This window comes from Neisseria sp. HMSC065D04, from assembly GCF_001815675.1.
GTDB lineage: Bacteria > Pseudomonadota > Gammaproteobacteria > Burkholderiales > Neisseriaceae > Neisseria.
In genome coordinates this window covers 63,124-86,548 of sequence record NZ_KV821507.1, presented here as the reverse complement: position 1 = coordinate 86,548, position 23,425 = coordinate 63,124, and the positions used below count along the sequence as shown (strand labels likewise).

Annotated in this window: 25 protein-coding genes and 1 pseudogene; 12 read left to right on the top strand and 14 right to left on the bottom strand. The window is 47.2% G+C overall.

What is annotated here, in order from left to right:
• Positions 1-16: 16 nt before the first annotated feature.
• Positions 17-166: pseudogene (locus tag HMPREF3050_RS15155) on the top strand (calcium-binding protein); the annotation flags it as partial.
• Positions 167-184: 18 nt separating this feature from the next.
• Positions 185-1,429 carry a calcium-binding protein gene (locus tag HMPREF3050_RS06085; protein ID WP_246830239.1) on the top strand — a complete coding sequence of 415 codons (1,245 nt, stop codon included), beginning with the start codon at positions 185-187 and terminating at the stop codon, positions 1,427-1,429.
• A gap of 164 nt (positions 1,430-1,593) precedes the next feature.
• Here the strand turns inward: HMPREF3050_RS06085 and HMPREF3050_RS06080 are convergent, their stop codons facing one another.
• The 6 genes from HMPREF3050_RS06080 to dnaB form a co-directional block, all read right to left on the bottom strand.
• On the bottom strand, positions 1,594-2,085 hold the full coding sequence (locus HMPREF3050_RS06080; RefSeq protein ID WP_070774056.1) for a PilX family type IV pilin: 492 nt from the start codon (positions 2,083-2,085) through the stop codon (positions 1,594-1,596).
• A gap of 12 nt (positions 2,086-2,097) precedes the next feature.
• Positions 2,098-2,712 (bottom strand): pilus assembly PilX family protein, encoded by a 615-nt coding sequence (locus HMPREF3050_RS06075; protein ID WP_070774054.1) that lies wholly within the window; start codon positions 2,710-2,712, stop codon positions 2,098-2,100.
• On the bottom strand, positions 2,691-3,665 hold the full coding sequence (locus HMPREF3050_RS06070) for a PilW family protein (RefSeq protein WP_070774052.1): 975 nt from the start codon (positions 3,663-3,665) through the stop codon (positions 2,691-2,693). Before HMPREF3050_RS06070 ends, HMPREF3050_RS06075 begins: the two co-directional genes overlap by 22 nt.
• Positions 3,665-4,363: a type IV pilus modification protein PilV gene (pilV, locus tag HMPREF3050_RS06065; RefSeq protein WP_094113343.1), complete on the bottom strand. Its 699-nt coding sequence runs from the start codon at positions 4,361-4,363 to the stop codon at positions 3,665-3,667. Before pilV ends, HMPREF3050_RS06070 begins: the two co-directional genes overlap by 1 nt.
• Before the next feature lie 11 nt (positions 4,364-4,374).
• Positions 4,375-5,070 (bottom strand): pilus assembly FimT family protein, encoded by a 696-nt coding sequence (locus HMPREF3050_RS06060; RefSeq protein ID WP_070774050.1) that lies wholly within the window; start codon positions 5,068-5,070, stop codon positions 4,375-4,377.
• 157 nt (positions 5,071-5,227) lie between these two features.
• On the bottom strand, positions 5,228-6,634 hold the full coding sequence (gene dnaB, locus HMPREF3050_RS06055) for a replicative DNA helicase (protein WP_070491795.1): 1,407 nt from the start codon (positions 6,632-6,634) through the stop codon (positions 5,228-5,230).
• A gap of 176 nt (positions 6,635-6,810) precedes the next feature.
• Between dnaB and uvrB the strand changes: the two genes are divergently transcribed.
• The 3 genes from uvrB (at position 6,811) to HMPREF3050_RS06040 (ending at position 10,278) form a co-directional block, all read left to right on the top strand.
• Entirely contained in the window at positions 6,811-8,838 is a 2,028-nt protein-coding gene (gene uvrB, locus HMPREF3050_RS06050) for an excinuclease ABC subunit UvrB (RefSeq protein WP_070774048.1), read from the top strand.
• 33 nt (positions 8,839-8,871) lie between these two features.
• Positions 8,872-9,444: a hypothetical protein gene (locus HMPREF3050_RS06045; protein ID WP_070774046.1), complete on the top strand. Its 573-nt coding sequence runs from the start codon at positions 8,872-8,874 to the stop codon at positions 9,442-9,444.
• A 141-nt stretch (positions 9,445-9,585) separates the two neighbouring features.
• Positions 9,586-10,278 (top strand): hypothetical protein, encoded by a 693-nt coding sequence (locus HMPREF3050_RS06040; protein WP_070774044.1) that lies wholly within the window; start codon positions 9,586-9,588, stop codon positions 10,276-10,278.
• A gap of 218 nt (positions 10,279-10,496) precedes the next feature.
• Here the strand turns inward: HMPREF3050_RS06040 and HMPREF3050_RS14825 are convergent, their stop codons facing one another.
• Entirely contained in the window at positions 10,497-10,640 is a 144-nt protein-coding gene (locus tag HMPREF3050_RS14825) for a hypothetical protein (protein ID WP_210399915.1), read from the bottom strand.
• Between the two features lie 277 nt (positions 10,641-10,917).
• Here HMPREF3050_RS14825 and HMPREF3050_RS06035 point away from each other — a divergent pair, with 277 nt between their 5' ends.
• Positions 10,918-11,355, top strand: coding sequence for a hypothetical protein (locus HMPREF3050_RS06035; protein WP_070774042.1), 438 nt, complete (start codon positions 10,918-10,920; stop codon positions 11,353-11,355).
• Between the two features lie 190 nt (positions 11,356-11,545).
• Here the strand turns inward: HMPREF3050_RS06035 and HMPREF3050_RS06030 are convergent, their stop codons facing one another.
• The 5 genes from HMPREF3050_RS06030 to HMPREF3050_RS06010 all read right to left on the bottom strand — a co-directional run bounded on the left by HMPREF3050_RS06030 (position 11,546) and on the right by HMPREF3050_RS06010 (position 15,822).
• Positions 11,546-11,914, bottom strand: a complete 369-nt coding sequence (locus HMPREF3050_RS06030) for a hypothetical protein (RefSeq protein WP_070774040.1) — start codon at positions 11,912-11,914, stop codon at positions 11,546-11,548.
• A 354-nt stretch (positions 11,915-12,268) separates the two neighbouring features.
• A complete protein-coding gene (locus HMPREF3050_RS06025; protein WP_003764244.1) occupies positions 12,269-12,760 on the bottom strand; it encodes a DUF1841 family protein in 492 nt (163 codons plus the stop codon).
• Positions 12,761-12,908: 148 nt separating this feature from the next.
• Positions 12,909-13,685: a ferredoxin--NADP reductase gene (locus tag HMPREF3050_RS06020; RefSeq protein WP_003756710.1), complete on the bottom strand. Its 777-nt coding sequence runs from the start codon at positions 13,683-13,685 to the stop codon at positions 12,909-12,911.
• Positions 13,686-13,894: 209 nt separating this feature from the next.
• A complete protein-coding gene (thrC, locus tag HMPREF3050_RS06015) occupies positions 13,895-15,307 on the bottom strand; it encodes a threonine synthase (protein WP_070774038.1) in 1,413 nt (470 codons plus the stop codon).
• Between the two features lie 143 nt (positions 15,308-15,450).
• The gene (locus HMPREF3050_RS06010) at positions 15,451-15,822 is read right to left on the bottom strand and encodes a hypothetical protein (RefSeq protein ID WP_070540630.1); all 372 of its coding nucleotides are present in this window, start codon (positions 15,820-15,822) and stop codon (positions 15,451-15,453) included.
• Between the two features lie 148 nt (positions 15,823-15,970).
• On the opposite strand from HMPREF3050_RS06010, the gene HMPREF3050_RS14820 reads away from it, so the two are divergent.
• The 6 genes from HMPREF3050_RS14820 to aroA all read left to right on the top strand — a co-directional run bounded on the left by HMPREF3050_RS14820 (position 15,971) and on the right by aroA (position 21,097).
• Entirely contained in the window at positions 15,971-17,227 is a 1,257-nt protein-coding gene (locus tag HMPREF3050_RS14820) for a hypothetical protein (protein WP_070774036.1), read from the top strand.
• 64 nt (positions 17,228-17,291) lie between these two features.
• Positions 17,292-18,605: a replication-associated recombination protein A gene (locus tag HMPREF3050_RS06000; protein WP_070774034.1), complete on the top strand. Its 1,314-nt coding sequence runs from the start codon at positions 17,292-17,294 to the stop codon at positions 18,603-18,605.
• 168 nt (positions 18,606-18,773) lie between these two features.
• A complete protein-coding gene (locus HMPREF3050_RS05995; protein WP_070774032.1) occupies positions 18,774-18,989 on the top strand; it encodes a hypothetical protein in 216 nt (71 codons plus the stop codon).
• 71 nt (positions 18,990-19,060) lie between these two features.
• Entirely contained in the window at positions 19,061-19,387 is a 327-nt protein-coding gene (locus tag HMPREF3050_RS05990) for a low molecular weight protein tyrosine phosphatase family protein (protein ID WP_070774030.1), read from the top strand.
• A 34-nt stretch (positions 19,388-19,421) separates the two neighbouring features.
• Positions 19,422-19,763 (top strand): hypothetical protein, encoded by a 342-nt coding sequence (locus tag HMPREF3050_RS14615; protein ID WP_070774028.1) that lies wholly within the window; start codon positions 19,422-19,424, stop codon positions 19,761-19,763.
• A 35-nt stretch (positions 19,764-19,798) separates the two neighbouring features.
• Complete coding sequence (gene aroA, locus HMPREF3050_RS05980) at positions 19,799-21,097, top strand: 3-phosphoshikimate 1-carboxyvinyltransferase (protein WP_070774068.1); 1,299 nt, start codon at positions 19,799-19,801, stop codon at positions 21,095-21,097.
• An 85-nt stretch (positions 21,098-21,182) separates the two neighbouring features.
• Here the strand turns inward: aroA and HMPREF3050_RS05975 are convergent, their stop codons facing one another.
• Both HMPREF3050_RS05975 and tmk read right to left on the bottom strand, forming a co-directional pair.
• The gene (locus tag HMPREF3050_RS05975) at positions 21,183-22,463 is read right to left on the bottom strand and encodes a malic enzyme-like NAD(P)-binding protein (protein ID WP_094113341.1); all 1,281 of its coding nucleotides are present in this window, start codon (positions 22,461-22,463) and stop codon (positions 21,183-21,185) included.
• 221 nt (positions 22,464-22,684) lie between these two features.
• Entirely contained in the window at positions 22,685-23,311 is a 627-nt protein-coding gene (gene tmk / locus HMPREF3050_RS05970; protein WP_070774066.1) for a dTMP kinase, read from the bottom strand.
• Between the last annotated feature and the right edge of the window lie 114 nt (positions 23,312-23,425).

The window sequence follows — 23,425 nt, the reverse complement described above, 5'->3', positions numbered from 1 at the left end:
ATTTCGTTAACAGACTATTTTTGCAAAGGTCTCAAACTTTACCTTACCGACACACGTCGAAAACCTGACACTGACCGGCTACGGCAACAACTACGGTTTCGGCAACAACTCAAATAACACCCTGACAGGCAACAGCGGCAACAACCGCTTAAGCGGTGGTCGTGGTAATGACACGCTACACGGCATGGACGGTAACGACCTGCTGATGGGCGGCGATGATCGCGACTATCTTTACGGAGGTAGCGGAAATGACGTTCTACAAGGCGGCGAAGGAAACGACCTGCTCGATGGCGGATACGGCAACGACACTTTAGACGGTGGCAGCGGTGCAGACAGCATGAGCGGTGGATACGGTGATGACATTTACTATGTAGACAATGTGAACGATACCGTTACTGAAGGATGGTTTGAAGGGACCGATACCATTTACAGCAGCGTTTCCTACACCGCCCCAACCAACGTCGAAAACCTGACGCTGACAGGCTACGGTAACCACTACGGTTTCGGCAACAACTCAAATAACACCCTGACAGGCAACAGCGGCAACAACCGCTTAAGCGGTGGGCGCGGAAACGACACGCTGCACGGCATGGACGGCAACGACCTGCTGATGGGCGGCGATGACCGTGACTATCTTTACGGAGATAGCGGAGATGACGTGCTACAAGGAGGCGAAGGAAACGACCTGCTTGATGGTGGATACGGCAACGATACTTTAGACGGTGGCAGCGGTGCAGACAGCATGAATGGCGGATATGGAAATGATATCTATCATGTGGACAATATAAATGATACTGTCACCGAGCGGTGGTTCGAGGGTACTGATACCATTTACAGCAGCGTTTCCTACACCGCCCCAACCAACGTCGAAAACCTGACTTTGACAGGCAGCAACAACATCTTCGGCATTGGCAATTATGGCGACAATACCCTGATAGGAAACAGCGGGCATAATCGCTTGAGTGGCGAAGAAGGCAATGATACCTTGTATGGCATGAGCGGTGACGACACACTGTCAGGCGGCAATGGATATGACTATCTCAACGGTGGGGACGGTGATGACTATCTTGCAGGCGGTTTAGGCAGCGACACCATCGTCACAGGTGCAGGCAAAGACACCGTCGCCTTTACTGCAGCAGATATCCGTGAAGGCAGTATCGATCGTTTAACCGACTTTAACTCTGATATGGACAAACTCGACCTATCTGCTATGCGTTCTCTGCTGAGTGGCAACAGCGCAAATTTGAGCTGGTCAGAGATGTTTGTTAGAAACCCTGCTTATTACGATGCCGACCATTCTTATCTCGTGTTCGATTCATATCAACAAACTCTTGCTTATCGTGCGGCAGGTGCAAGCAGTAATACCGTATTTGCAAAATTCGATAGCGACCAAGCAGTATGGTTGAACGCTTCCAATATCATCGGCTAAAGATTCGCTTAAAAACGTCGTCTGAAAATCTAGCTGTAGGGTAAAGTACGTTACACCATAAAAAACTGCACTTTAGTGAACCTACTAAAGTGCAGTTTAATCTATTCTAAAGCCTAAAACACCATTTCAGACGACCTTTTTAGCAGGGAATAAACTGTTTTTCTCTACTTTTTATTTGAAACAGGTTCGCAACCAGTATTACCGTTTTTAGTTGTTAACTTGGCTTTGGCCGATTCTGCATCGGTACATTTGTAGGCATTACCCAAACTATCCATCCAAACGGAAAGTTTGTAATTCGTCCCGCTTTTCGGGGTAGCAAAAAGATAATAGGCCCTGCTGTGTTTAGAGTCCTTATCTTTCATTGCGCCACTGAAATCATATTTAGCCGCAACCTCAGATGTAGCCTGATATTTCTTAAAAAACCCAGTGTCCCCCTCAATTTCATCTTTCATTTTAAGGGCAGGGTTTTTGACCAGTTCGGTTTTCAAGGAATTATTGATGATAACCAATTCAGCATGCGCCTGAGATTGATAGCCGCGTTCAATATAATGGATATAGGAAGGGTAAGCGATGGTGCTGAGGATGCCGATAATAGCAATGACAATCAGCATCTCGACCAGCGTAAACCCTTGAACTTTAGTGATAGACGTATTCATGATTTTATCTATTTATTCGTTGGCTACATAAGATTGCAGCATAACTACCGTATTTTCGTTTTTTCCCCATGCTTTAGCAGTGACGCGATAAATGGTACGGTTGTCGGTAGAATTAGTGCTTAGGTATTCGATGATGTAGCGGGGAGGCTTTTTAGCCCCGCTATTTTTATCAATCGGATACTCTCTACCATTAACATTGATACATTCTGTTTCTTTCTTAGAATGTGAATCAAGACATTCTGCATGCTTTCTTTTCCAAGCTTCTTCAACTTTGCTCAGATCTGCCTCGCCTTTAACATCAATAATACCAGTTGGGGTAGTGTATTCTTTAACACTAAGCTGTTTAGCTCTGCAAAGCCCTTTGGAACATTGATCATTAAAAATCTGCGTGCCTTCTTCAATAGAATAGATATAGTCCTCACCTTCGCGTAATGCCGCCTCAGCAAGTGTAGTAGCAAATTTATGGTCAGCATCATTAGTACTGATTCGCTGCTCGGTATTATAGGACTGGGTCGCAGTAACGACGAGCAAGGCGATGACGATCATGATCATCAAGACGATGAATAATGCAAAGCCTTTTTGTGCGGAGGCTTTAGCAGGATGGTTTAGAGTAATCGGTCTGCGCATTTGTTTCCTCCGCGTACAGTTGCATTGATTTGATAGAGTTGAACTTTGTTTTCATCATTGCTTCCGCCAGCATTAATACTGCCGCTGTTCAACAGGAGTTCGATAGAGGCTGGAGTTTCATCACCAGACAGTGTCGTAGTATATTTAAATGTTTCATCTTTTGTCTTATCCTCCTGCTTCTGAGCATTTCCGGCAGGAGTTGGAGTAGGTGCAGACGCAGATGCCGTTTCACTTTCCTCAAATGTTTCAGGACAATTTTGGGTATAAAAGTAATGAATACTCATACTTTCAATTCCCTTAATCAGCAACTGCGGATTGCTCCACTCACCGTTTTTTGTCAATTGGAAACGGTAAAGACCTTTTTGCCCTCCGGCAGTACCGACAGCATAGGCATTCACCTCATGTTTCATTATGGAGATATTGCCTGCTTGGGAACTATCTGTCTTTAAAGCTGCTTTACTATCAGTAATGTCTTCTCCTGGTTTGGTAATATTTGTGCAGCTGCTGGCCACTACTGTTGCCGCGTCTGGTGATGCGGTATCTATGCCGTATTGGAAAATCAGCGCCTTACCGATCTGTTTAAAGTCAGTCACACCTAAAGAATCTGTTTCTCTGACGGCAGGAAGCATTTTTCCACTACCTTTAAGTTTGAGAAAATCTTTGGAGCCAGAGTCAGCGATAACGGCTTGGGCATCATAGGCCGACATATTGAAACAGCCGAAATTCCCAGCCATACGGGCATCACGCACAATCTGGTTAGATGCATTGCGCAAATCCTGCTGAACATTTAAGCGCGCTGTGGCAGCAGTATTCAAACTGCGTGCAGTGAAATAGCTGGAGCTGACTGCCAACAGGACTATCATGCTCAATGCGCTTGCCACAAGGAATTCAATCAGGCTGAAGCCTTGCATACCTGCTTTTACCGGAATGTGTGAGCGGTTTTTATTATTCATTATTTTTCCCTTACGCGTACTTGGTAGGTGTAAATGATGGAATCTTCATATGTTTTGGCATTACTTGCGGCTTTACCGCCTTCCAAATCTTTAAGCCATAATACTTTGATAACGGTATCGGCACCTGCTTTTTTATCGCAATTTTCGTGAAAAGCCCCGTCATAAGTAGGCTCCTTATTCAAACTATCTTGGCATACTGAATAGTAGAACGCGGAGTCAGGAAGAGCTGCTTTCAGTTCGTCATGAAATTTACCAAGCTGTGCTTTAGCCAACTCTTCTTTTTTCATACTCTCTTTCAGCGGTCCTTTTTTCAACGGCTCAGTAGAGGAATCACCATATGTGGTGTAGTAATCCCTATAATTTTTGCACCACCCTCTATCGCGCCCACTCTTGGTAGCTCCCGCTTGATGAGTATCGCATTTTTCAAGTCTAGGATTAATCAGCATCCCTTCGACTAAATTTTGAGTAAGTTGCGATACGATAGTCTGTCCTTCCGCTTCGCGTACGCTGGAAACGGTACGCAGTTGGATGGCAAGCAAAGCGAGCACGCCGATTGCAAGGACAAACATGGCGACCAAAACTTCAATTAAAGTCATACCTGATTGATATGGCTTAGAGGAACTTACCGATCTCATTTTGGCGAAACTCGACTCACTCGTTTTCAGACGACCTTTTGTACGTAATGTCATGGGTTTCATAGAGCTATATTTTATTGTTGGGGTTGTTTGTTGGATTTTGCTTTAGATTCTGCATATTTGCAGAGATCACGTGAATCTGACTTGGCGCAGATTTCCACTCGTCCGCTACTGTCGACCAACACAATGCTGGCACGAGACTTTTTGGTACTTTCTGTGGTTGCGGCGGAATCGGTCATGCTGATTTTGATATAGCCGTCCGAGTAGGTAAAATCAGTTTTTTTACTGGGTTTATTGACAGAATAGCCAAAAGTACCGTTCGGCTGGAATGCGAAAAAAACAGGCTGTGAATCAGAGTCTTTGCCACCGAATTTGACATGGTCAAATTGATAGGTGACTTTATTCGCATCCTTAGCGTTCAATACAATAGTGCGCAGGAAAATATCCGCCCTATCATCATTGTAGTTAACATCACCACTCTTATCAGCATAGGCCAAGATGCCACTTTGATTGTATTTGGTATCACATTTATTGTCTGGAATCCCGTTTTTTCTGATTTGTACGGGACAGACATAGACAGGGAGATTGAGGCGGACTGCTTCGGCTCGTGCGAAACGCAAGAGGTTCGCCACCTGCTCTGCCTGACTGGCAGCGCGGCGGGAGGCAATCCATTCGCTCATATTGGGAAGGGCGATAGTGGCCATGATGGCGGTAATAGCAATCACGACCAACAATTCGATTAAGGTAAAACCTTTTTGTTGTGCGTACATGAGTAGTAAAAACGTCTAGAGTTAAGTAATGTGTTTTATCATCCGGCTTAGAATGTTTTTATCGCCGGTAATTATGTGGTTTGGCTCATTCTAAACGATATTGGGATGGATTGCCTAATAAAATATGAAATTTGCTTGGTTTTTAGGCTGATTTGTCTCAATCTTCCATCAATGCGGATTCGGGAATGTAGGCTGCATTGTCGAATTTGGTAAATTGCCCCATCCAAGTGAGGAATACTTTCCCGACGGGACCGTTACGGTGTTTACCGATAATACATTCCGCAAGGCCTTTCATAGGCGATTCTTGGTTATAGTATTCGTCGCGGTACATAAACATAATCAGGTCGGCATCCTGCTCGATAGCACCAGACTCCCGCAAGTCGGACATCATCGGGCGCTTGTCGGTACGCTGCTCTACGGTACGGCTCAACTGCGACAAAGCAATAACGGGAACTTGCAGCTCCTTCGCCAAGGCTTTGAGGGAGCGCGAAATTTCGCCGAGTTCTGAGGCGCGGTTGTCCGAGCGGCCTGAACCTGCCATTAATTGCAGGTAGTCAATCACGATTAAGCCCAATTTTCCGTTGAACTGGCGTGCAAGACGACGGGCGCGGGCGCGCAATTCGAGCGCGGTCAAGCCCGGTGTTTCGTCAATATACATAGGCGCATCGGAAAGTTTGACCACAGCTTCATTCAGACGACCCCAGTGTTCATCTTCCAATCTGCCTGTTTTCAAGACGCTCTGATCAAGCCTGCCCACCGAACCCAGCATACGCATCACCAGTTGCGCGCCGCCCATCTCCATCGAAAATACGGCAACAGGCAACTTGCCCTCTACGGCAACGTGTTCCGCAATATTGATCGAAAAGGCAGTTTTACCCATAGACGGACGACCCGCTACGATAATCAAATCGCCCGGCTGGAGACCCGAGGTTTTTTTATCCAAGTCGATAAACCCTGTTGACACGCCGGTCACTTCATCGGGATTGTCGCGTGAATAAAGCATGTCGATGCGCTCGACTACTTCCTTCAAAAGCGCAGGCATTTCGAGAAAGCCCTGTTTGGATTTAGCCGTACTTTCCGCAATTTGGAACACCTTGTTTTCCGCTTCATCCAAAAGCTGCCCCGCATCCCTGCCTTGCGGATTGTAGGCGCTACGGGCGATTTCGGTACCGACTTCGGCAAGTTGGCGCATGATAGACCGCTCGCGCACGATTTCGGCATAGCGGCGTATATTCGCAGCGGACGGCGTGTTTTGCGCCAAAGTAATCAGGTAATTGAATCCGCCCGCCGCCTCTAGTTCCTCATTGCGCTCCAAACTTTCCTGAACGGTAATCACGTCGGCAGGACGGCTTTCATTAATCAGATTGGCGATGGTGCGGAAAATCAGGCGGTGTTCGTGTCGGTAGAAGTCTTCACCGGTAACCACATCGGCGATTCTGTCCCAAGCCGAATTCTCGAGCAAAAGTCCACCCAAAACAGATTGCTCCGCCTCCATCGAATGCGGCGGCAGCGACAACGCGCTGACTTCACGGTCTTCAGACGATGTATCGGGATAATCGTTCATGGCAGTTGCTCTTAGGCTAAAATGGGAATCCGCTATTATAGCGTAGTGGAAATCGGGTTGGCATTACCTTTGTTCTGACTTGCCTACCATCAAGAAATAGATAGGTCGTCTGAAAATTTTCAGACGACCTTTTTGCTATAATTCTCCATTTCCCCGAACCAAAAACAGGCGGCAATATGGAAGTCATCCAATACCCAAATTCCCCCTTCAAACTCCACCAACCCTTCCCACCCGCCGGTGACCAGCCCACCGCCATTGCCGGCCTGCTCGAAGGGCTTTCAGACGGCCTTGCCTATCAAACCCTGCTCGGCGTAACCGGTTCGGGCAAAACCTACACCATGGCAAACGTCATCGCCCAAAGCGGCCGTCCTGCCATCATCATGGCACACAACAAAACCCTTGCCGCCCAGCTTTATGCCGAAATGCGCGAGTTTTTCCCCGAAAACGCGGTGGAATATTTCGTCTCCTACTACGACTATTACCAGCCCGAAGCCTATGTGCCCAGCCGCGACTTGTTCATCGAAAAAGATAGCGCAATCAACGAACACATCGAGCAGATGCGCCTTTCCGCCACCAAAAACCTAATGACGCGCGACGACGTGATTATCGTCGCCACTGTATCCGCCATTTACGGTATCGGCGACCCGACCGAATACCAACAAATGGTGTTGTCCGTCAAAGAAGGCGACACCATCGAGCAACGCGACATCATCGCCACGCTCGTTTCCATGCAATACGAACGCGGCGACTTGGACTTCAAACGCGGCAGCTTCCGCGTGCGCGGCGACGTGATTGACGTGTACCCCGCCGAAAGCTCCGAAAACGCCTTGCGCATCAGCCTTTTTGACGACGAAATCGACCGCCTCGATATGTTCGACCCGCTTTCAGGCAGCCTGCACCAACGCATCGGCCGCTATACCGTATTCCCGTCCAGCCACTACGTTACCCCGCGCGACACCGTATTGCGCGCCTGCGAATCCATCAAAGAAGAACTGCGCGAACGCATCGAATTTTTTGCCCGCGAACAACGCCCCGTCGAACAACAACGCATCGAACAGCGCACCCGCTTCGATCTCGAAATGCTCTACGAAATGGGCTTCTGCAAAGGCATCGAAAACTACTCCCGCCACTTCTCCGGCAAAAAAGAAGGCGAACCGCCGCCCACGCTGATGGACTACCTGCCCGACAACGCCATCATGTTCATCGACGAAAGCCACGTTACCGTTACCCAAATCGGCGGCATGTACAAAGGCGACGCCTCGCGCAAGCAAAACCTCGTCGATTATGGCTTCCGCCTGCCTTCCGCCCGCGACAACCGCCCGCTCAAATTCCACGAATTTGAAAAAGTCATGCCGCAAACCATCTTCGTGTCCGCCACCCCCGCCAAATACGAAGAAGAACACGCCGGACAAGTGGTCGAACAAGTCGTCCGCCCCACAGGGCTGGTCGACCCCCAAATCATCATCCGCCCCGTCGCCACCCAAGTCGATGACTTAATGAGCGAAATCAACGACCGCATTCAAAAAGGCGAACGCGTGCTCGTTACCACCCTCACCAAACGCATGGCGGAACAACTCACCGACTACTACAGCGAACTCGGCATTAAAGTGCGCTACCTGCACAGCGACATCGACACCGTAGAGCGCGTTGAAATCATTAGAGATTTACGGCTCGGCCTGTTTGACGTACTCGTCGGCATCAACCTCTTGCGCGAAGGCCTCGACATCCCCGAAGTCTCCCTCGTCGCCATCCTCGACGCCGACAAAGAAGGCTTCCTGCGCTCCCACCGCAGCCTGATTCAAACCATAGGCCGCGCCGCGCGCAACGTGAACGGCGTCGCCATCCTGTACGCCGACAAAATCACCGACTCCATGAAAGCCGCCATCGACGAAACCGAACGCCGCCGCGAAAAACAGATTAAATTTAACGAAGAACACGGCATCGTGCCGCAACAGATTAAAAAACAGGTCAAAGACATCATCGACGGCGTGTACCACGAAGAAGACGGCGGCAAAGGTCGTCTGAAAGGCAAAAACAAGGTTAAAGTCGGCGAAATCCACAACGAAGAAGACGCGATTAAAGAAATCGCCAAACTGGAAAAAGCCATGCAGCAGGCGGCTAGGGATTTGCAGTTTGAAGAGGCGGCGGTATTGAGGGATAGGATTCGGGAGATTAAGGAGAATTTGTTGTTTGGGGCTGAGTGAATTCTTTATCAATCAGAAAAGGAGTAATTTCTTATGGAATTTTCGGATATAACAAATATATTTTTAGTGCTAATAACGGCATTTTATGCCTATCTTACTTATAAAATGACTAAAACTGCACAGGAAACTCTCGAAGAGATGCGTGAACAAAGATGGGAGGCTATGATGCCTCAAATTTTAATAGAACCGTATGTTAGAAAAAATACACCAATTTTATATCTAAAAATAAGTAATATAGGAAAGAACTCCGCCAAAAAAATTTCATTTTCAATAGACAAGGAATTTTGGCAATTTGGAGAACGGAAAGAGCATTTTGCATTACACAATAAAGACTTATTTAAAAAACAATTTGGTACTTTTCATCCTAATCAAGAATTACATTTTGCTTTAGCTCAAGGATTCATTCTTTTTGCCAAAGAAGAAAATCCACTTTGCCCATTACAATTTACTATTTCAGTAAAATATGAATATCTAGGCAAACAATTATATGAGGAATTTTATATTGATTTAAAAATCTATGTTGGAAGTGAGCAGGAGAGGGAGCCGTTAGTAGACGAAATTAAAGTTTTTCATAAAAATTTGGTCTCTGCTATTAAACATAAATAATAAGCAAATCTCAGTAAGTGTAGATTGATGCAAGACCTAACAAAAATGATAATTTTTACAAAATTTTGAGTTTGCAACCCAGTCTACATTTTACTTTTTGAGGTGGAGAGATGTTTCATTTTTTATCTAAGGTTAGAAACTATGAAAAGACAACATGAACAATCTATCATTGATGTATTCAAGGAAATTTTCAGTTTTAAATGTAAACAATTAGGAGAAAAGTTTCATATAAGCGCTTCACTTGACGGTCAAGATAATCACTTAGGTGCAGATTATTTATTTAGCGTGAAGACCAAGTTTATTCTTATAGAATTTAAATATGAAAAGAAAAATATAAAAGATGAAGAAAATAAATTTTTAAGAAAGTGTTTGTGTGAATACTTTAATTTAGAAAATAGATATTTTTATGAAAATGAATTTAATAAGCATATTCAATGCCATTTTATTTCTTGGTCAGAGAAATTTAATAGCAAACGAGAAATATTTATAGGAAATTATGCTAGATTTGTTTGTTTTCCTGTATTTGGTATAAAAACTCCTTGTAAGGAAAATATTCAAGAGGAAAAAGCTTCCATTTTTATAGAAGATTTTATTTTATCAGAGCAAAAAATTGGTTTGTCGTTTGATGATTTTAATTCATATATAGAATGGTTGTTACATGTTTGTTCATCTTCAAATAGCGGACCTATTGAATTAATTATTTACCATCCTGACAACCCTACTAAATTAGTAGAGTTTAATAATTTAAATGAATTAAATAATTTTATTTTGGAATTGAAAAGAAATAACTTAGATTCTAAACCTGAGTATTCAGATCCTGGACCAGAATATTAGCAAACGTAGCAATCCGTAGCCTGCATCTCCACCAACAGCAAGCCGTAGCCTGTATCCCCACCAACTAGGTGCGTGGCTGCGCCATACACCCAACCTGCGGGCAGTACAAACTTTAAAACCAACGGGTAGGCTGTGCGCGGTACGCACGCACGCGTTTTTTGCCGTTCAAACCATTGGTTCAAATTTTCAGACGACCTCAAACGTCGTCTGAAAATCTCTTAGTGCAAAGGTCGTCTGAAAACCGTGAGTCCGTTTTCAGACGACCTTTGTTTCATTTCAGTTGTTTTTGAAAAGCTGAGGTCGTCTGAAAGCCTGCATACAGGTTTCAGACGACCTTTCGTATTTTCGTGGGCATAGCCCACGCTACAAATTGAAAATTGCTGGAAATATCGTTCTTTTCGATCGTGTTTCCATTGATGTAGCAAGCGTAGGTCGGGTTCTTGTATCCGACAAAACCTTTAACACTCCCTTCATTGCAATTCATTGCAGCAATGCCCAAAATGTCGGATTCGAGAATCCAACCTACGCCAAACTTATTAAGTGCAGCCTATATGGATGTGTGAAAACAATATCCATGCCGTTTGAACGCTGCTGCCTGATGATGCGGATTATTTCCGGTGTTCCAAAGGAGTAACTATAATGATTGATTATCTGAATATAAATCTAGATTCGAATTTCAGAAAGATTAAAATAAAAAAAGATAAGCCTATTGTGGCTTTAATCAGTCAAAACTTCCTAAAAACAATAAATTGCAACAATTTATTTGAATCGATTAAACAATATCCTTTATTTTGGATAATTCTTATCGGAGAGAATTCTAGTCTTTTAGAAGATGAATTTGATAATCTTTTGGAACTGGAATCAATCAAAAATAACAATATGTTAAATGTGTTAACAACTAATTTTCAATTTAGTGATTTAACAATAACAGATATAGAAGATATTGCTTATGAATTTTTATTTTTGCCCTGTCCGAATGGCAACTGCCAATATTTATCTTTCTTAGATTTGAATCATACTGCTGACAGGAAAATTTCTGATTTCATCGAAACACAGCTTAATAATAAAACAACTTAGTGGTCATAGGACGCCTTCCTCATAATACGATCGCAGAAAATTCATTGCTGGCGGTGCATTCTTTTTCACCGTCAAATCCGCCAACCCAAAATCGCGCCTTTTTCTCGGACATATCGGCTTATTTCGTGCGGCTTATATGGCTACAGTTCATTTTTCAGACGACCTGAAAAGAAAGGAAGGTCGTCTGAAATCAACGAATCAACACTAAATCACCATCAACAAATCCTGCTGCGATGTGAGGTACTCGAAAAACGGCGAGGTCTGGCAATTCAACTGTCAGTTTCCGCACGATTTTAATGACTGTTTCCAATACAATTTCCCAGTTTTGACCATACAACACAGATAAGTCGGGCTCAGCAGCCATAGGATGAAAATCATCGTCATCCGGACATGCCCAATCATTATCGTTCTCGTCGAAATAGGTTGAACCGACTAGAGTGATTTGGTAAGGCTCGGCCAACTCGAACGACCAGGCCGCAAGATCATGCGGGATATTCTCCCGACTTACAGCCATCAACCAGTTCCTAAAGTCAGTTTCTAGTTTAATCTCGAAATCCATGTGTATGCCTTTGTTTGTAAAATAATTAATTGCCTTTGCTGCTTAACTTTTTTAGGTAGCAACCAGCTACTTATCATACAATAGAATCAGAACATATGATTATATATTTACAAGGAGTAGGCATAATAATGAAACCCATACTATTTTCCATTGGACTAAGTTCTATACTCTTATTAGTGTCTGAAGATGGAAAACTAGAAATGGGAAGTTTTTATCGTACTTTTCATTAAAACAAGCAATATCTACATAAAAAATTTCAGGTTAAATCAAAGAACTACAAAACTGTAAGGTCGTCTGAAAACAACGTTTCAGACGACCTCAAAATCGTTATCTTCCATCACATAGAAAACTTTTTCATTCGTCAAATTTAGCATTCACTTCATGCGGATTGATACGGGCGTTTTCCTCCTGCCCTAAACCGACTAATTTACGCAGCCGGGTCATATAGGCATTGACATCCAAACCACGTCCGTATCGTTGCGCCTCCCAAATGGTTTCTGCCAGTGCATCCATCATGTCATGCTCGGCGCGTACCCAGTCGTTGTTATAACGTGCGCAAAGTTGCCGGTGAATCGCCCGTATGCCCGGTGGCTGATCGATGGCTACCTGCTCTTGAAGGGAAAGATGCAGCGACATATGCAAAAAAGGATTGCTCTCCCCATCTTCCGGCAGCCAGTTTTTATCTAAATAATCTTCAATATTTTCAAGATAATGAGTGTATTCGGGATGAGATTCGATGATACGGAGGGCTTTAAGCTGAAGTGCATCCAGTTGCAGCGGGGTCAGGCGATGTTTCCAAACGTGTGCGAAAAATCGGCGGACATCGTGGGTGTTGACATCGTACATGATAAGAATGGGAAATCTGTTGAACCGTCTGAGGGGATATTTTAGAGATTGAGCGAAACTTGAATTTTGGCAAATAATGGATTTATAGCGAGGCAGAACCTGATGACAAGTTCTGCCTCGCTATATTTCTATTACTGCTAAGAAACCCTTATTGATCCACAAATGCGCGCTCAATCAGGTAGTCGCCGCGTACGCCGGTTTTCGGGGAGACGGTCAGGCCGAAATCGTCCAAAACTTTGCAGGTGTCTTTCAACATAGCAGGGCTGCCGCAGAGCATGGCGCGGTCGTCTTGCGGGTTGATTTTGGGCAGGCCGATATCTTCAAACAATTTGCCGCTTACCATCAGGTCGGTCAGGCGGCCGTGGTGTTCGTAGTCTTCACGGGAAACGATGGGGTAGTAAATCAGTTTTTCTTTAACCAAGTCGCCGAGGTATTCGTGTTCGGGCAATTCTTTGGTGAAGCGGTCGTAGTACGCCAAATCTTTTTTGTAACGCACGCCGTGTACGAGGATGATTTTTTCAAATTGCTCGTAAATTTCGGGGTCTTTGGTGATGCTCAAGAAAGGGGCGATGCCGGTACCGGTGCTCAACAGGTAAAGGTGTTTGCCAGGATTCAGGTCGCCGGCAACCAAAGTTCCGGTCGGTTTTTTGCTGATCAACACGTCGTCGCCGACTTTGAGGTGTTGCAGGCGGCTGGTCAGAGGACCGTCTTGGACTTTAATGCTGAAAAATTCGAGGTGTTCTTCCCAGTTGGCGGAGGCGACGCTGTATGCGCGCATCAGCGGTTTGCCGTCCACCATCAATCCGACCATGACGAATTGACCGTTTTCGAAGCGCAACGATTCGTCGCGGGTGCAGGTAAAGGTGAAATACGCATCCGTCCAGTGGTGTACGGACAATACTTTTTGGGTATTGAATGCTGCCATTTGAGTTTCCTGTCGGTAAATCCGTCTGATCGCGCGGGTCGGGCGGATGATGGTTTAAAAGGGTTTTCAGACGACCTGTCTCGCCTGTGAATAGATAATGCCGAATTAGAGCAAACGCGCAATTTTAAACGAAAATATTTATCATCACAATGCTTGCTATCTAGTAGAGGTCGTCTGAAAACTTTTCAGACGACCTCTCGGACAACGGCTTACTGGTCTAAGGTTTCGCGGATAATTTCTTTGACGGCGGCTGCATTGTTCGGCACGACTCGGACGCGCTGCGGCAATTTTTCCAAACCTTCCAACGCGGCGGGGCGCGGAATGGCGACATCGCCGACGGCTTCGTGTATGGTCGCATCGAATTTCGCTGCCAACGCGGTTTCCAAACACACAACCGTCTCCCCCTCTTCGCGCACTTCGCGGGCGACTTTTACGCCGTCGGCAGTGTGCGGGTCGATGAGTTCTTTATCTTGCTCGTAAACCTGTTTGATGGTGGCGAGGCGGTCGGCGTGGGTAGATTTGCCGGAAGTAAAGCCGTATTTGCCGCCGACTTTATCCAAGGCAAACTGCAAATCAAAGCCCTTGCCCGCCGCGACTTCCGCCCACAGCGTATTGATTTCCTGAGGATCGCGATCCATCAGGTCGAACACGAAACGCTCGAAGTTGGACGCTTTGGAAATGTCCATAGACGGGCTGGAGGTAACATAAGTATGCTCGCTATTGCGCGGGCGGTATGCGCCGGTTTTGAAAAACTCGTCCAACACATCGTTTTCATTGGTCGCGACAATCAGGCGGCGGATAGGCAGGCTCATCTGTTTGGCGATGTGTCCCGCGCAAACGTTGCCGAAGTTGCCGCTCGGCACGCAGAAGCTGACCTGCTCGTCATTGCTTTGCGTCGCCTTGAAATAGCCCGCAAAGTAATAAACCACTTGCGCAACGATGCGTCCCCAGTTGATCGAATTGACCGTACCGATATGGTATTTTCCCTTGAACGCGGCATCATTCTGCACCGCCTTTACAATGTCCTGACAGTCGTCAAACATCCCCTTCACGGCAATATTGTGAATATTCTCGTCTTGCAGGCTGTACATCTGCGCACGTTGGAACGCGCTCATTTTGCCGTCGGGCGACAGCATAAATACATTCACGCCCTTTTTACCGCGCAAGGCATATTCCGCAGCCGAACCCGTATCGCCGCTGGTCGCGCCCAAGATATTGAGTTCCCTGCCCTTTTTGTTCAACACATATTCAAACGCGTTGCCCAAAAACTGCATCGCCATATCCTTGAACGCCAGCGTCGGGCCGTTGGACAAAGCTTGGATTTTGATGCCGTCGGACAAAGTACGCACAGGCGTGATTTCCTTAGTGCCGAACGCCGCTTCCGTATAAGTACGGTTCAGAATATCGCGCAAATCTTCCGCCGGAATATCCGTAACAAACAGACTCATCACCTCAAACGCCAGCTCCGGATAGCTCAAACCACGCCACTTGTCCAAAGTCTCGCGGCTGACCTGCGGATAACGCTCCGGCAGCATCAAACCGCCGTCGGGCGCCAGCCCCATCAACAAAACCTCGCTAAACGGTTTATGCGCCGTCTCGCCGCGCGTACTGATATATTTCATGATTTCTTCTCTATAAAAACAAAAATATTGCCAATCAAAACAGGAAACCCGCCTGCAAACCATCCTGCAAGCCGCCCTATCCCGACCTTAATCCACTATAAACTTTCAGACGACCCCTATACACAGAGGTCGTCTGAAAAACATTATCTATACAAACGCTTGAAACAAGCATTGACGGTTTTCACCGTTACCGACGCAATCGCCCGATCGCGCGAAGAAGGATTCAAAACATCCATCAACTCTTGCGCGGACACCTGATTCGGCGCCTCCTCGCTCGCGCAGCCGCAGATTTTGTCTTCCCACTCGCGCTGCTTGTCCGCGCTCATCGTCAGCGCGATCAAACGCCACTCATTGCGCTTGTTCAACTCCGAACGGCACTGATGATCGACCGCCATTTTCACCACGCTGCCGCCGATACCCGTCCCGCCGCCCAAACCGCCGAACGCCGAGTCAGAATCATAAGCGCAACCGCCCAACAACGCCGCCACAGAAGCAACGGCAACCATCTTTTTCATATTCATAGCCATCCCTTGCCGCAAGGTCGTCTGAAACGCCCCGCAAAGTCTTTAAACAAACGTGCATTATACCGTAAGCGGTGTGAGATGGGGGATTGGGAAGGGTGGGGTATAATCTAAGAAAATTTGCAAAAGCAGGAGTTTAGCAATGACAAAAAAACGTAAGATACATATTAAATTAAAATCTCATAGTACCAACGAACCCCTCCCCTTATTAGAAAATAACATAATGACGAAACTAACTAGTTCTTTAGAAATTATGGTTAAATTATTTACCATATCTACAACAATAGGAATTATAGTTGGTTCACTTACTGTATTTTCCTACTTATCATTTATCCAACAATTAAACGTTTATGCCAATCTTCCAGTTACTGACACGGTTACAATATTTGCCGTTTACATTATTTTCTTCTTAGTTTGCAGCATACCTTTTGTAATACCGTACTTATTAATTCCTAGTATTCATGACATACAATATTACAAACCAAGGAAACCTATTCAACAACCACCCTTTTGGTTATTCATACCGGCCATTATTACTTTCATAGTTTACGCATCTATTGTGGCAGCAAATGAGGGGGTCTATTTTCCATGTGATTTAATCATTGCTATTTTTTTAGCAATAATTTTAATTTTATTCCTTTATGGTATAAAATTTTTTAAACGAAAATATTTCAAAAAAAACAATAACACATATAGCCTATCTATAAAAAAATATACTAAGTTTATTATATATTCAAATTGGATTATAAGTATAATATTATGCCTCATAGTATTCTTATTGTTCATAATACTACTTGGGTTAATAGCTGAAAATTTGATTACCAATAAAAGCTGGAGATATGTTTTTTTATTTTTTATTATTTCCCTAATAACCATAAACACTTGGGGAGTTTCTAATTATATCCACTCTCCCCCTAAATCAAAAGAAAAAAATATGATACTCTTTAGTTCCATCCTCTTCAGCTTTACCATATTATTTTTTGCTTCAGTACTATCCGATAATTTTAAAATTAATCTACTATATCCAGTCCGCTTTATAGAAATCCCTAAAAACTCTTCATGGTATTTATTGCACAATGACTTTCAACAAAACAATGGCATTAACAAAAATGACTTGGTTAAATTAAAACAAAAATTTAAATGTCCTATCCCTTCAGAAAATGCAAAAGTAGAAAAAGACATTACCTGTTCTTCAATCCCCGAACAACGCAACAACGCCCTATACGGCTACATGGCTTGGAACTTAGGCGACACTAAGGTCTTCTGCCCGCCAACTGTTGAAAACAACAAAGGAAAAAAGGAAGCCGCAAAATTAGCAACAGAATGTATCGTTATCAGTGGGAAATTCCTGCAAATTTTGAATGAAAACTATATTGATATTATGCCCAAAGAGCGTTAATCCTCCTTTCAGACGACCTGCTATAATCCACGTCGTCTGAAAACCCTCTTTCACGGAAACCGCCATGTCCGACCTCTTCACCCGCCAACCCGATGCGCCGCTTGCCGAACGCCTGCGCCCGCATACGCTTGATGATGTTATCGGGCAGCAGCATTTAATCGGCGAAGGCAAGCCGCTGCGCGTGGCGGTGGAAGGCGGGAAGCCGCATTCTATGCTGCTGTGGGGGCCGCCGGGCGTGGGCAAGACGACGTTGGCGCGGATTTTGGCTCAGAGTTTCAATGCCCAGTTTCTGCCTGTTTCCGCCGTGTTCTCCGGCGTGAAGGACATACGCGAGGCAATCGACAAGGCCGAAATCGCTTTGCAGCAGGGACGCGCGACGATTTTGTTTGTCGATGAAGTCCACCGCTTCAACAAGGCGCAGCAGGACGCGTTTTTGCCCCATGTCGAAAGCGGTTTGCTGACCTTTATCGGCGCGACGACGGAAAATCCGTCGTTTGAAGTCAATCCCGCGCTGTTGAGCCGCGCGCAGGTGTATGTTTTGCAATCCTTGTCTTCAGACGACCTCAAGAAACTGATTGCCAAAGCGTTGGCTTTGCCCGAATACCAGGATTTCACGATTGAAGCCGATGCGCAGGAATTGCTCGTCAATACCGCCGACGGCGATGCGCGCAGATTGTTGAATTTATTGGAACAACTGTTACGCGCCGCCGATACACGCCGTCTGAAAAACTTAACCGCCGAATTTCTCGCTGACAGTCTCGGGGCGCAAATCCGCCGTTTCGACAAAGGTGGCGAGAGTTTCTACAACCAAATCTCCGCCCTGCACAAATCCGTGCGCGGCTCGCATCCGAATGCCGCGCTGTATTGGTTCTGCCGTATGCTCGACGGCGGCACCGACCCGCGCTACCTCGCCCGCCGCATCGTGCGCATGGCGTGGGAGGACATCGGGCTTGCCGACCCGCGCGCCTTCCAAATCGCCAACGATGCCGCCGCCACCTTCGAACGCTTAGGCTCGCCCGAAGGCGAACTCGCGCTGGCGCAAGCCGTGCTGTACCTTGCCGCCGCCGCGAAATCCAACGCGGGCTACAAGGCATACAACCAAATGCGCCGCTTCGTCAAAGAAAACGCCAGCGACGAAGTGCCCGTCCACCTGCGCAACGCCCCGACCAAATTGATGAAAGAATTGGGCTACGGACGCGAATACCGCTACGCCCACGACGAACCGAACGCCTACGCCGCCGGTGAAAGCTATATGCCCGACGGCTTGGACGAACCCGATTTCTACCAACCCGTCCCGCGCGGGCTGGAAATCAAAATCGGCGAAAAGCTGGAATGGTTGAAATCGCTGGATGAAGAGGCGTTGAATAAGCAAAAATAAATGGTGTATCACATTTCAGACGACCTGTTTCACAACGACGGTCAAATGCTTGTATTATCAAGATAATTTGGCTAAAATTTGATTTTCCTTTTTCTTGCCGAATAATCGAACACAGAAAAAATCGCGGCTGCTGAACCCGATTTCCGAAACGAAGTTAGAAAGCAGATAATGGACAATTTAAACCACAGTCGCAGCCGTGCATGGCGGCGGCATCAAGCAAAACGACCCAGCCATCGCGTACACGGAAAAAACCCTTCCGTGGGCAAGCCCGAGAAAAAGTGGGATTTGATGTATTTCCGTAGGAATAAAGTCAAACGCGCGCAAAAACTGGCCTTTGTTTACCCCTTCAGGCAGCATGAATTTGAAGCCGAATGGTTTGATTAACTTAAAAATACATTTCGACTCAATCGAGATGATTTTCACAAGGCGGATATTTCTCCGCCTTTTCAATTTCTATGAACGCACTTTTTATTTGCAGCCGCAACCAATGGCGCAGCCCCACTGCTGAAGCGGTATTCCGACGCTATCCGAACGTACAGACCCGCTCCGCAGGTACAAGCCCTAATGCACGGCACACCGTTTCCATCAACGACATCGCATGGGCGGATAAGGTTTTTGTGATGGAACAAAAGCATAAAAACCGCCTGTCGGCGCAGTTTTCCCGCGCTTTGCAACATAAGGAAATCATTGTTTTGGATATTCCTGACGATTACCGCTATATGGACGAAGAATTGATTGAGATATTGAAAGAAAGTATCGAGCCGTATTTGTCTGACAGCTAGTCTATAAGAGCTTGAATAAGCAAAGGTAAAGGGTATGGATAAGGTTTCAGACGACCCCAAACGTCGTCTGAAAATCCAATCAACTAAAAGAATACCGGATTCCCATCAAAGGAATCCGGTTTGTTTTATTCCAACCTTAGAAATCCATTCTCACGCCTACGCGGACGGAGCGTCCCGGCAGCGGGGCGATGTATTTCAGCATGGAGTTTTGCGGACGTGCGGTGCGGTTGGCAAGGTTGCGCGCATCAACAAACCATTCGGATGTTACCTTCCCGTGTTTGAGCGTATTAAGATACCGAAACCATTCAAAGACAAACTCTGCGGTTATCGAATTGCAGCAGCCATGTTTTTCAGACGACCCCTCCCTGCCGTATAATGCCGTTTTCTGTTTCCGCTTCCCAAACGACCATCATGACCGAATCCATCCGCCTCCCCGCCGCCTCGCTCAAACCCGCCACCGTCGCCCTGCCCGGTTCCAAAAGCATCAGCAACCGCACCCTGCTGCTTGCCGCCTCGTCCGACAACACTTGCGAAATCCATTCCCTGCTCAAATCCGACGATACCGACCGTATGTTGGAAGCGCTCGATAAACTCGGCGTTGAAATCGAATATCTTGCCGAAGGTCGTCTGAAAGTTCACGGCACAGGCGGACAATTTCCAAACCGCACTGCCGATTTGTTTTTAGGCAACGCGGGAACGGCGTTCCGTCCGCTGACTGCCGCACTTGCCGTTTTGGGCGGCGATTATCATCTGCACGGCGTTGCGCGTATGCACGAACGCCCTATCGGCGATTTGGTCGATGCGCTGCGGATTTCCGGCGCCGATGTCGAATATCTCGGCAACGAACACTATCCACCGCTTTATATCGGCGAGCGTCAAGACCGCGGCGAGCGCGTGATTCCGATTAAGGGCAATGTGTCCAGCCAGTTTCTGACCGCCCTCTTGATGGCGTTACCGCTGACCGGGCAGGCATTTGAAATCCGTATGGTCGGTGAGTTGATTTCCAAGCCCTATATCGACATCACCTTGAAACTGATGGCGCAATTCGGCGTACAGGCTGCCAATGAAGACTACCGCGTCTTCAAAATCCCCGCCGATGCCCGCTACCACGCGCCCGACCATTTATATGTCGAAGGCGATGCCTCCAGCGCGTCCTACTTCCTCGCAGCCGGTTTGATTGCCGCCACGCCCGTCCGCGTTACCGGTATCGGCGCAAACAGCATACAGGGCGATGTCGCCTTTGCCCGCGAGCTGGAAAAAATCGGTGCAGACGTGGTTTGGGGCGAAAACTTCGTCGAAGTCTCGCGTCCGAAAGAACGTTCCGTCCAAGCCTTTGATTTGGATGCGAACCATATCCCCGATGCCGCCATGACCCTCGCCATCGTCGCACTTGCCACCGGACAAACCTGCACGCTTCGCAACATCGGTTCATGGCGCGTCAAAGAAACCGACCGCATCGCCGCAATGGCAAACGAGTTGCGCAAACTCGGCGCGGAAGTCGTCGAAGAAGCCGAAGCGATTCACATTACCACGCCTGAAACACTGACGCCCGACGCAGTCATCGACACTTACGACGACCACCGCATGGCGATGTGTTTCTCACTGGTTTCCCTGTTGGGCGTACCCGTCGTTATCAACGACCCGAAATGCACCCATAAAACCTTCCCGACTTATTTTGAAGTGTTCTCATCGCTGACCGACGCGGTTTAAAGCGGGAGGACGTTTACCCAAACAAAAAGGTCGTCTGAAAGTTTTCAGACGACCTTTTCTACATCACATTCAAATTAAAACCGGATTACAGTTTCCACTCGCTCAGTTTGGCAGCGTAGGCTTCCAAGTCTGCAATCGGACGGGTTGCCACGCCGCTTTCCATCGCAGCTTTGGCGGCAGCCGAAGCAACGCGCGGCAGCAGGCGGGAGTCGAACGGGGTCGGAATCAGGTATTCCGCACCGAATTCGAATTTCTTGCCGTAAGCGGCAACCACTTCTTCAGTTACCTCTTCCTTCGCCAAATCCGCCAAGGCATAGACGCAGGCGCGTTTCATTTCTTCATTGATGGTCGTCGCGCCGACGTCCAACGCGCCGCGGAAGATGAACGGGAAGCACAATACGTTGTTTACTTGGTTCGGGAAGTCGGAACGGCCGGTACCGATAACCACGTCCGGACGGGTTTCTTTTGCCAGCGGCGGCAGGATTTCCGGATTCGGGTTTGCCATGGCGAACACGATAGGCTTGGCGTTCATGGTGTTCAGCATTTCAGGCGTCAGCAGGTTCGCGCCGGAGAGGCCCAAGAAGATGTCTTTGCCTTTGACGGCATCGGCAAGCACGCGTTGACCGTTGTCTTCAATGGCGTAGAACTGTTTGGACTCGTCCATACGGTCTTTGTCTTCGCGGGTTTTGTAAATCACGCCTTTGGAGTCGCAAACGGTTACGTTTTCGCGTTTCAGACCCAAATCGAGCAGTTGGTTCAAGCAGGCAATCGCAGCCGCACCCGCGCCGGAGCAAACCAAGGTTGCTTCTTCGATTTTACGGCCGGTAAAACGCAGGGCATTCAATACGGCGGCGGCGGTGATGATGGCGGTACCGTGTTGGTCGTCGTGGAATACGGGGATTTTGCAGCGTTTGCGCAATTCGCGTTCGACGTAGAAGCACTCAGGCGCTTTGATGTCTTCAAGGTTGATACCGCCGAAAGTCGGCTCCAACGCAGCGATGATGTCCACCAGTTTTTGCGGGTCTTTTTCATCGATTTCGATGTCGAATACGTCCACGCCGGCGAATTTTTTGAACAATACGCCTTTGCCTTCCATCACAGGTTTGCCCGCCAACGCGCCGATGTTGCCCAAGCCCAAAACGGCGGTACCGTTGGAAATTACGGCAACCAAGTTGCCTTTGGCGGTATATTTGTACGCATTTTGCGGATCGGCATGGATTTCCATACAAGGAGCCGCGACGCCCGGCGAGTACGCCAAAGCCAAGTCTTTGGACGTGGCCAGCGATTTGGTGGGGGTAACGGAGACTTTACCCGGCACGGGGAATTCGTGAAATTTCAGTGCGGCTTCTTTTAATGAGTTTTCCATTTTTCGATCCTGTTGCGAGAGAGATGTTGAGACGAGGTCGTCTGAAACGTTGGTTTCGGGACGTTTGGCATTACAAAGCGGCTTATTTATTAACAAATAAACCTATTTTGTAATAGCGTGTAATTTTACCATGTTCCCAATGCGGCGCATACCGCTATTTTCATCTGAAACAAACAACCTCAAAGCAAAAACGTATCCTTTCAGACGACCTTCATTCGGTTTTAAACATCCATACCGAAACTGCGCGCCAACGCATGTTCGATATCCGCCCTCACCTCTTCCAAACTCCGGTTGCCGTCGATAAGCGCGTAGCGTTCGGGATGCGCGGCGGCGCGTTCGAGATAAACAGCACGCACGCGGGTGAAAAAATCCGCCTGCTCCTGCTCGAAACGGTCTTTCTCGCGCGTCTGCCCGATACGCGCCATCGACACTTCCAACGGCACGTCCAGCAGCAACGTCAAATCAGGACCAAACCCGCCCTGCACCCAATTTTCCAGCATTTCAATATCCTGAAGGGGCACGCCGCGCCCTCCGCCCTGATACGCAAAAGTCGCATCGGTAAAACGGTCGGAAACGACATGAATGCCGTCTGCCAGCGCAGGCAGGATAACGTCTTCAAGATGCTGCTGCCGCGCGGCAAACATCATCAACGTCTCCGCGCGCAATCCCGCCTTGGTTTCAGGGTTCAACAAAATTTCGCGCAAAGCCTCGCCGACAGGCGTACCGCCCGGCTCGCGGGTGAACAATACAGGAAGGTCGTGGGATTCGAACCATTGGCGGATAACGGCAAGATTGGTCGATTTGCCCGCGCCGTCTATGCCGTCCATAGTGATAAATTTGGGTTTCATAAAGTCAATTATATTGAGAGAACGGATGTTCAAAAGGTCGTCTGAAAAGACGGATTATAAATGCTTGATACGGTTCGAAGTAGATTTTCAGACGACCTTGGATTCGGATTTCAG

What these genes read in the sequence shown, in the direction of transcription:
- HMPREF3050_RS06085 (WP_246830239.1), top strand. Translation starts at nt 185, where the DNA reads ATGGACGGTAACGACCTGCTGATGGGCGGCGATGATCGCGACTATCTT.
- HMPREF3050_RS06080 (WP_070774056.1), bottom strand. Translation starts at nt 2,085, where the DNA reads ATGAATACGTCTATCACTAAAGTTCAAGGGTTTACGCTGGTCGAGATG.
- HMPREF3050_RS06075 (WP_070774054.1), bottom strand. Translation starts at nt 2,712, where the DNA reads ATGCGCAGACCGATTACTCTAAACCATCCTGCTAAAGCCTCCGCACAA.
- HMPREF3050_RS06070 (WP_070774052.1), bottom strand. Translation starts at nt 3,665, where the DNA reads ATGAATAATAAAAACCGCTCACACATTCCGGTAAAAGCAGGTATGCAA.
- pilV (WP_094113343.1), bottom strand. Translation starts at nt 4,363, where the DNA reads ATGAAACCCATGACATTACGTACAAAAGGTCGTCTGAAAACGAGTGAG.
- HMPREF3050_RS06060 (WP_070774050.1), bottom strand. Translation starts at nt 5,070, where the DNA reads ATGTACGCACAACAAAAAGGTTTTACCTTAATCGAATTGTTGGTCGTG.
- dnaB (WP_070491795.1), bottom strand. Translation starts at nt 6,634, where the DNA reads ATGAACGATTATCCCGATACATCGTCTGAAGACCGTGAAGTCAGCGCG.
- uvrB (WP_070774048.1), top strand. Translation starts at nt 6,811, where the DNA reads ATGGAAGTCATCCAATACCCAAATTCCCCCTTCAAACTCCACCAACCC.
- HMPREF3050_RS06045 (WP_070774046.1), top strand. Translation starts at nt 8,872, where the DNA reads ATGGAATTTTCGGATATAACAAATATATTTTTAGTGCTAATAACGGCA.
- HMPREF3050_RS06040 (WP_070774044.1), top strand. Translation starts at nt 9,586, where the DNA reads ATGAAAAGACAACATGAACAATCTATCATTGATGTATTCAAGGAAATT.
- HMPREF3050_RS06035 (WP_070774042.1), top strand. Translation starts at nt 10,918, where the DNA reads ATGATTGATTATCTGAATATAAATCTAGATTCGAATTTCAGAAAGATT.
- HMPREF3050_RS06030 (WP_070774040.1), bottom strand. Translation starts at nt 11,914, where the DNA reads ATGGATTTCGAGATTAAACTAGAAACTGACTTTAGGAACTGGTTGATG.
- HMPREF3050_RS06025 (WP_003764244.1), bottom strand. Translation starts at nt 12,760, where the DNA reads ATGTACGATGTCAACACCCACGATGTCCGCCGATTTTTCGCACACGTT.
- HMPREF3050_RS06020 (WP_003756710.1), bottom strand. Translation starts at nt 13,685, where the DNA reads ATGGCAGCATTCAATACCCAAAAAGTATTGTCCGTACACCACTGGACG.
- thrC (WP_070774038.1), bottom strand. Translation starts at nt 15,307, where the DNA reads ATGAAATATATCAGTACGCGCGGCGAGACGGCGCATAAACCGTTTAGC.
- HMPREF3050_RS06010 (WP_070540630.1), bottom strand. Translation starts at nt 15,822, where the DNA reads ATGAAAAAGATGGTTGCCGTTGCTTCTGTGGCGGCGTTGTTGGGCGGT.
- HMPREF3050_RS14820 (WP_070774036.1), top strand. Translation starts at nt 15,971, where the DNA reads ATGACAAAAAAACGTAAGATACATATTAAATTAAAATCTCATAGTACC.
- HMPREF3050_RS06000 (WP_070774034.1), top strand. Translation starts at nt 17,292, where the DNA reads ATGTCCGACCTCTTCACCCGCCAACCCGATGCGCCGCTTGCCGAACGC.
- HMPREF3050_RS05995 (WP_070774032.1), top strand. Translation starts at nt 18,774, where the DNA reads ATGGACAATTTAAACCACAGTCGCAGCCGTGCATGGCGGCGGCATCAA.
- HMPREF3050_RS05990 (WP_070774030.1), top strand. Translation starts at nt 19,061, where the DNA reads ATGAACGCACTTTTTATTTGCAGCCGCAACCAATGGCGCAGCCCCACT.
- HMPREF3050_RS14615 (WP_070774028.1), top strand. Translation starts at nt 19,422, where the DNA reads ATGGATAAGGTTTCAGACGACCCCAAACGTCGTCTGAAAATCCAATCA.
- aroA (WP_070774068.1), top strand. Translation starts at nt 19,799, where the DNA reads ATGACCGAATCCATCCGCCTCCCCGCCGCCTCGCTCAAACCCGCCACC.
- HMPREF3050_RS05975 (WP_094113341.1), bottom strand. Translation starts at nt 22,463, where the DNA reads ATGGAAAACTCATTAAAAGAAGCCGCACTGAAATTTCACGAATTCCCC.
- tmk (WP_070774066.1), bottom strand. Translation starts at nt 23,311, where the DNA reads ATGAAACCCAAATTTATCACTATGGACGGCATAGACGGCGCGGGCAAA.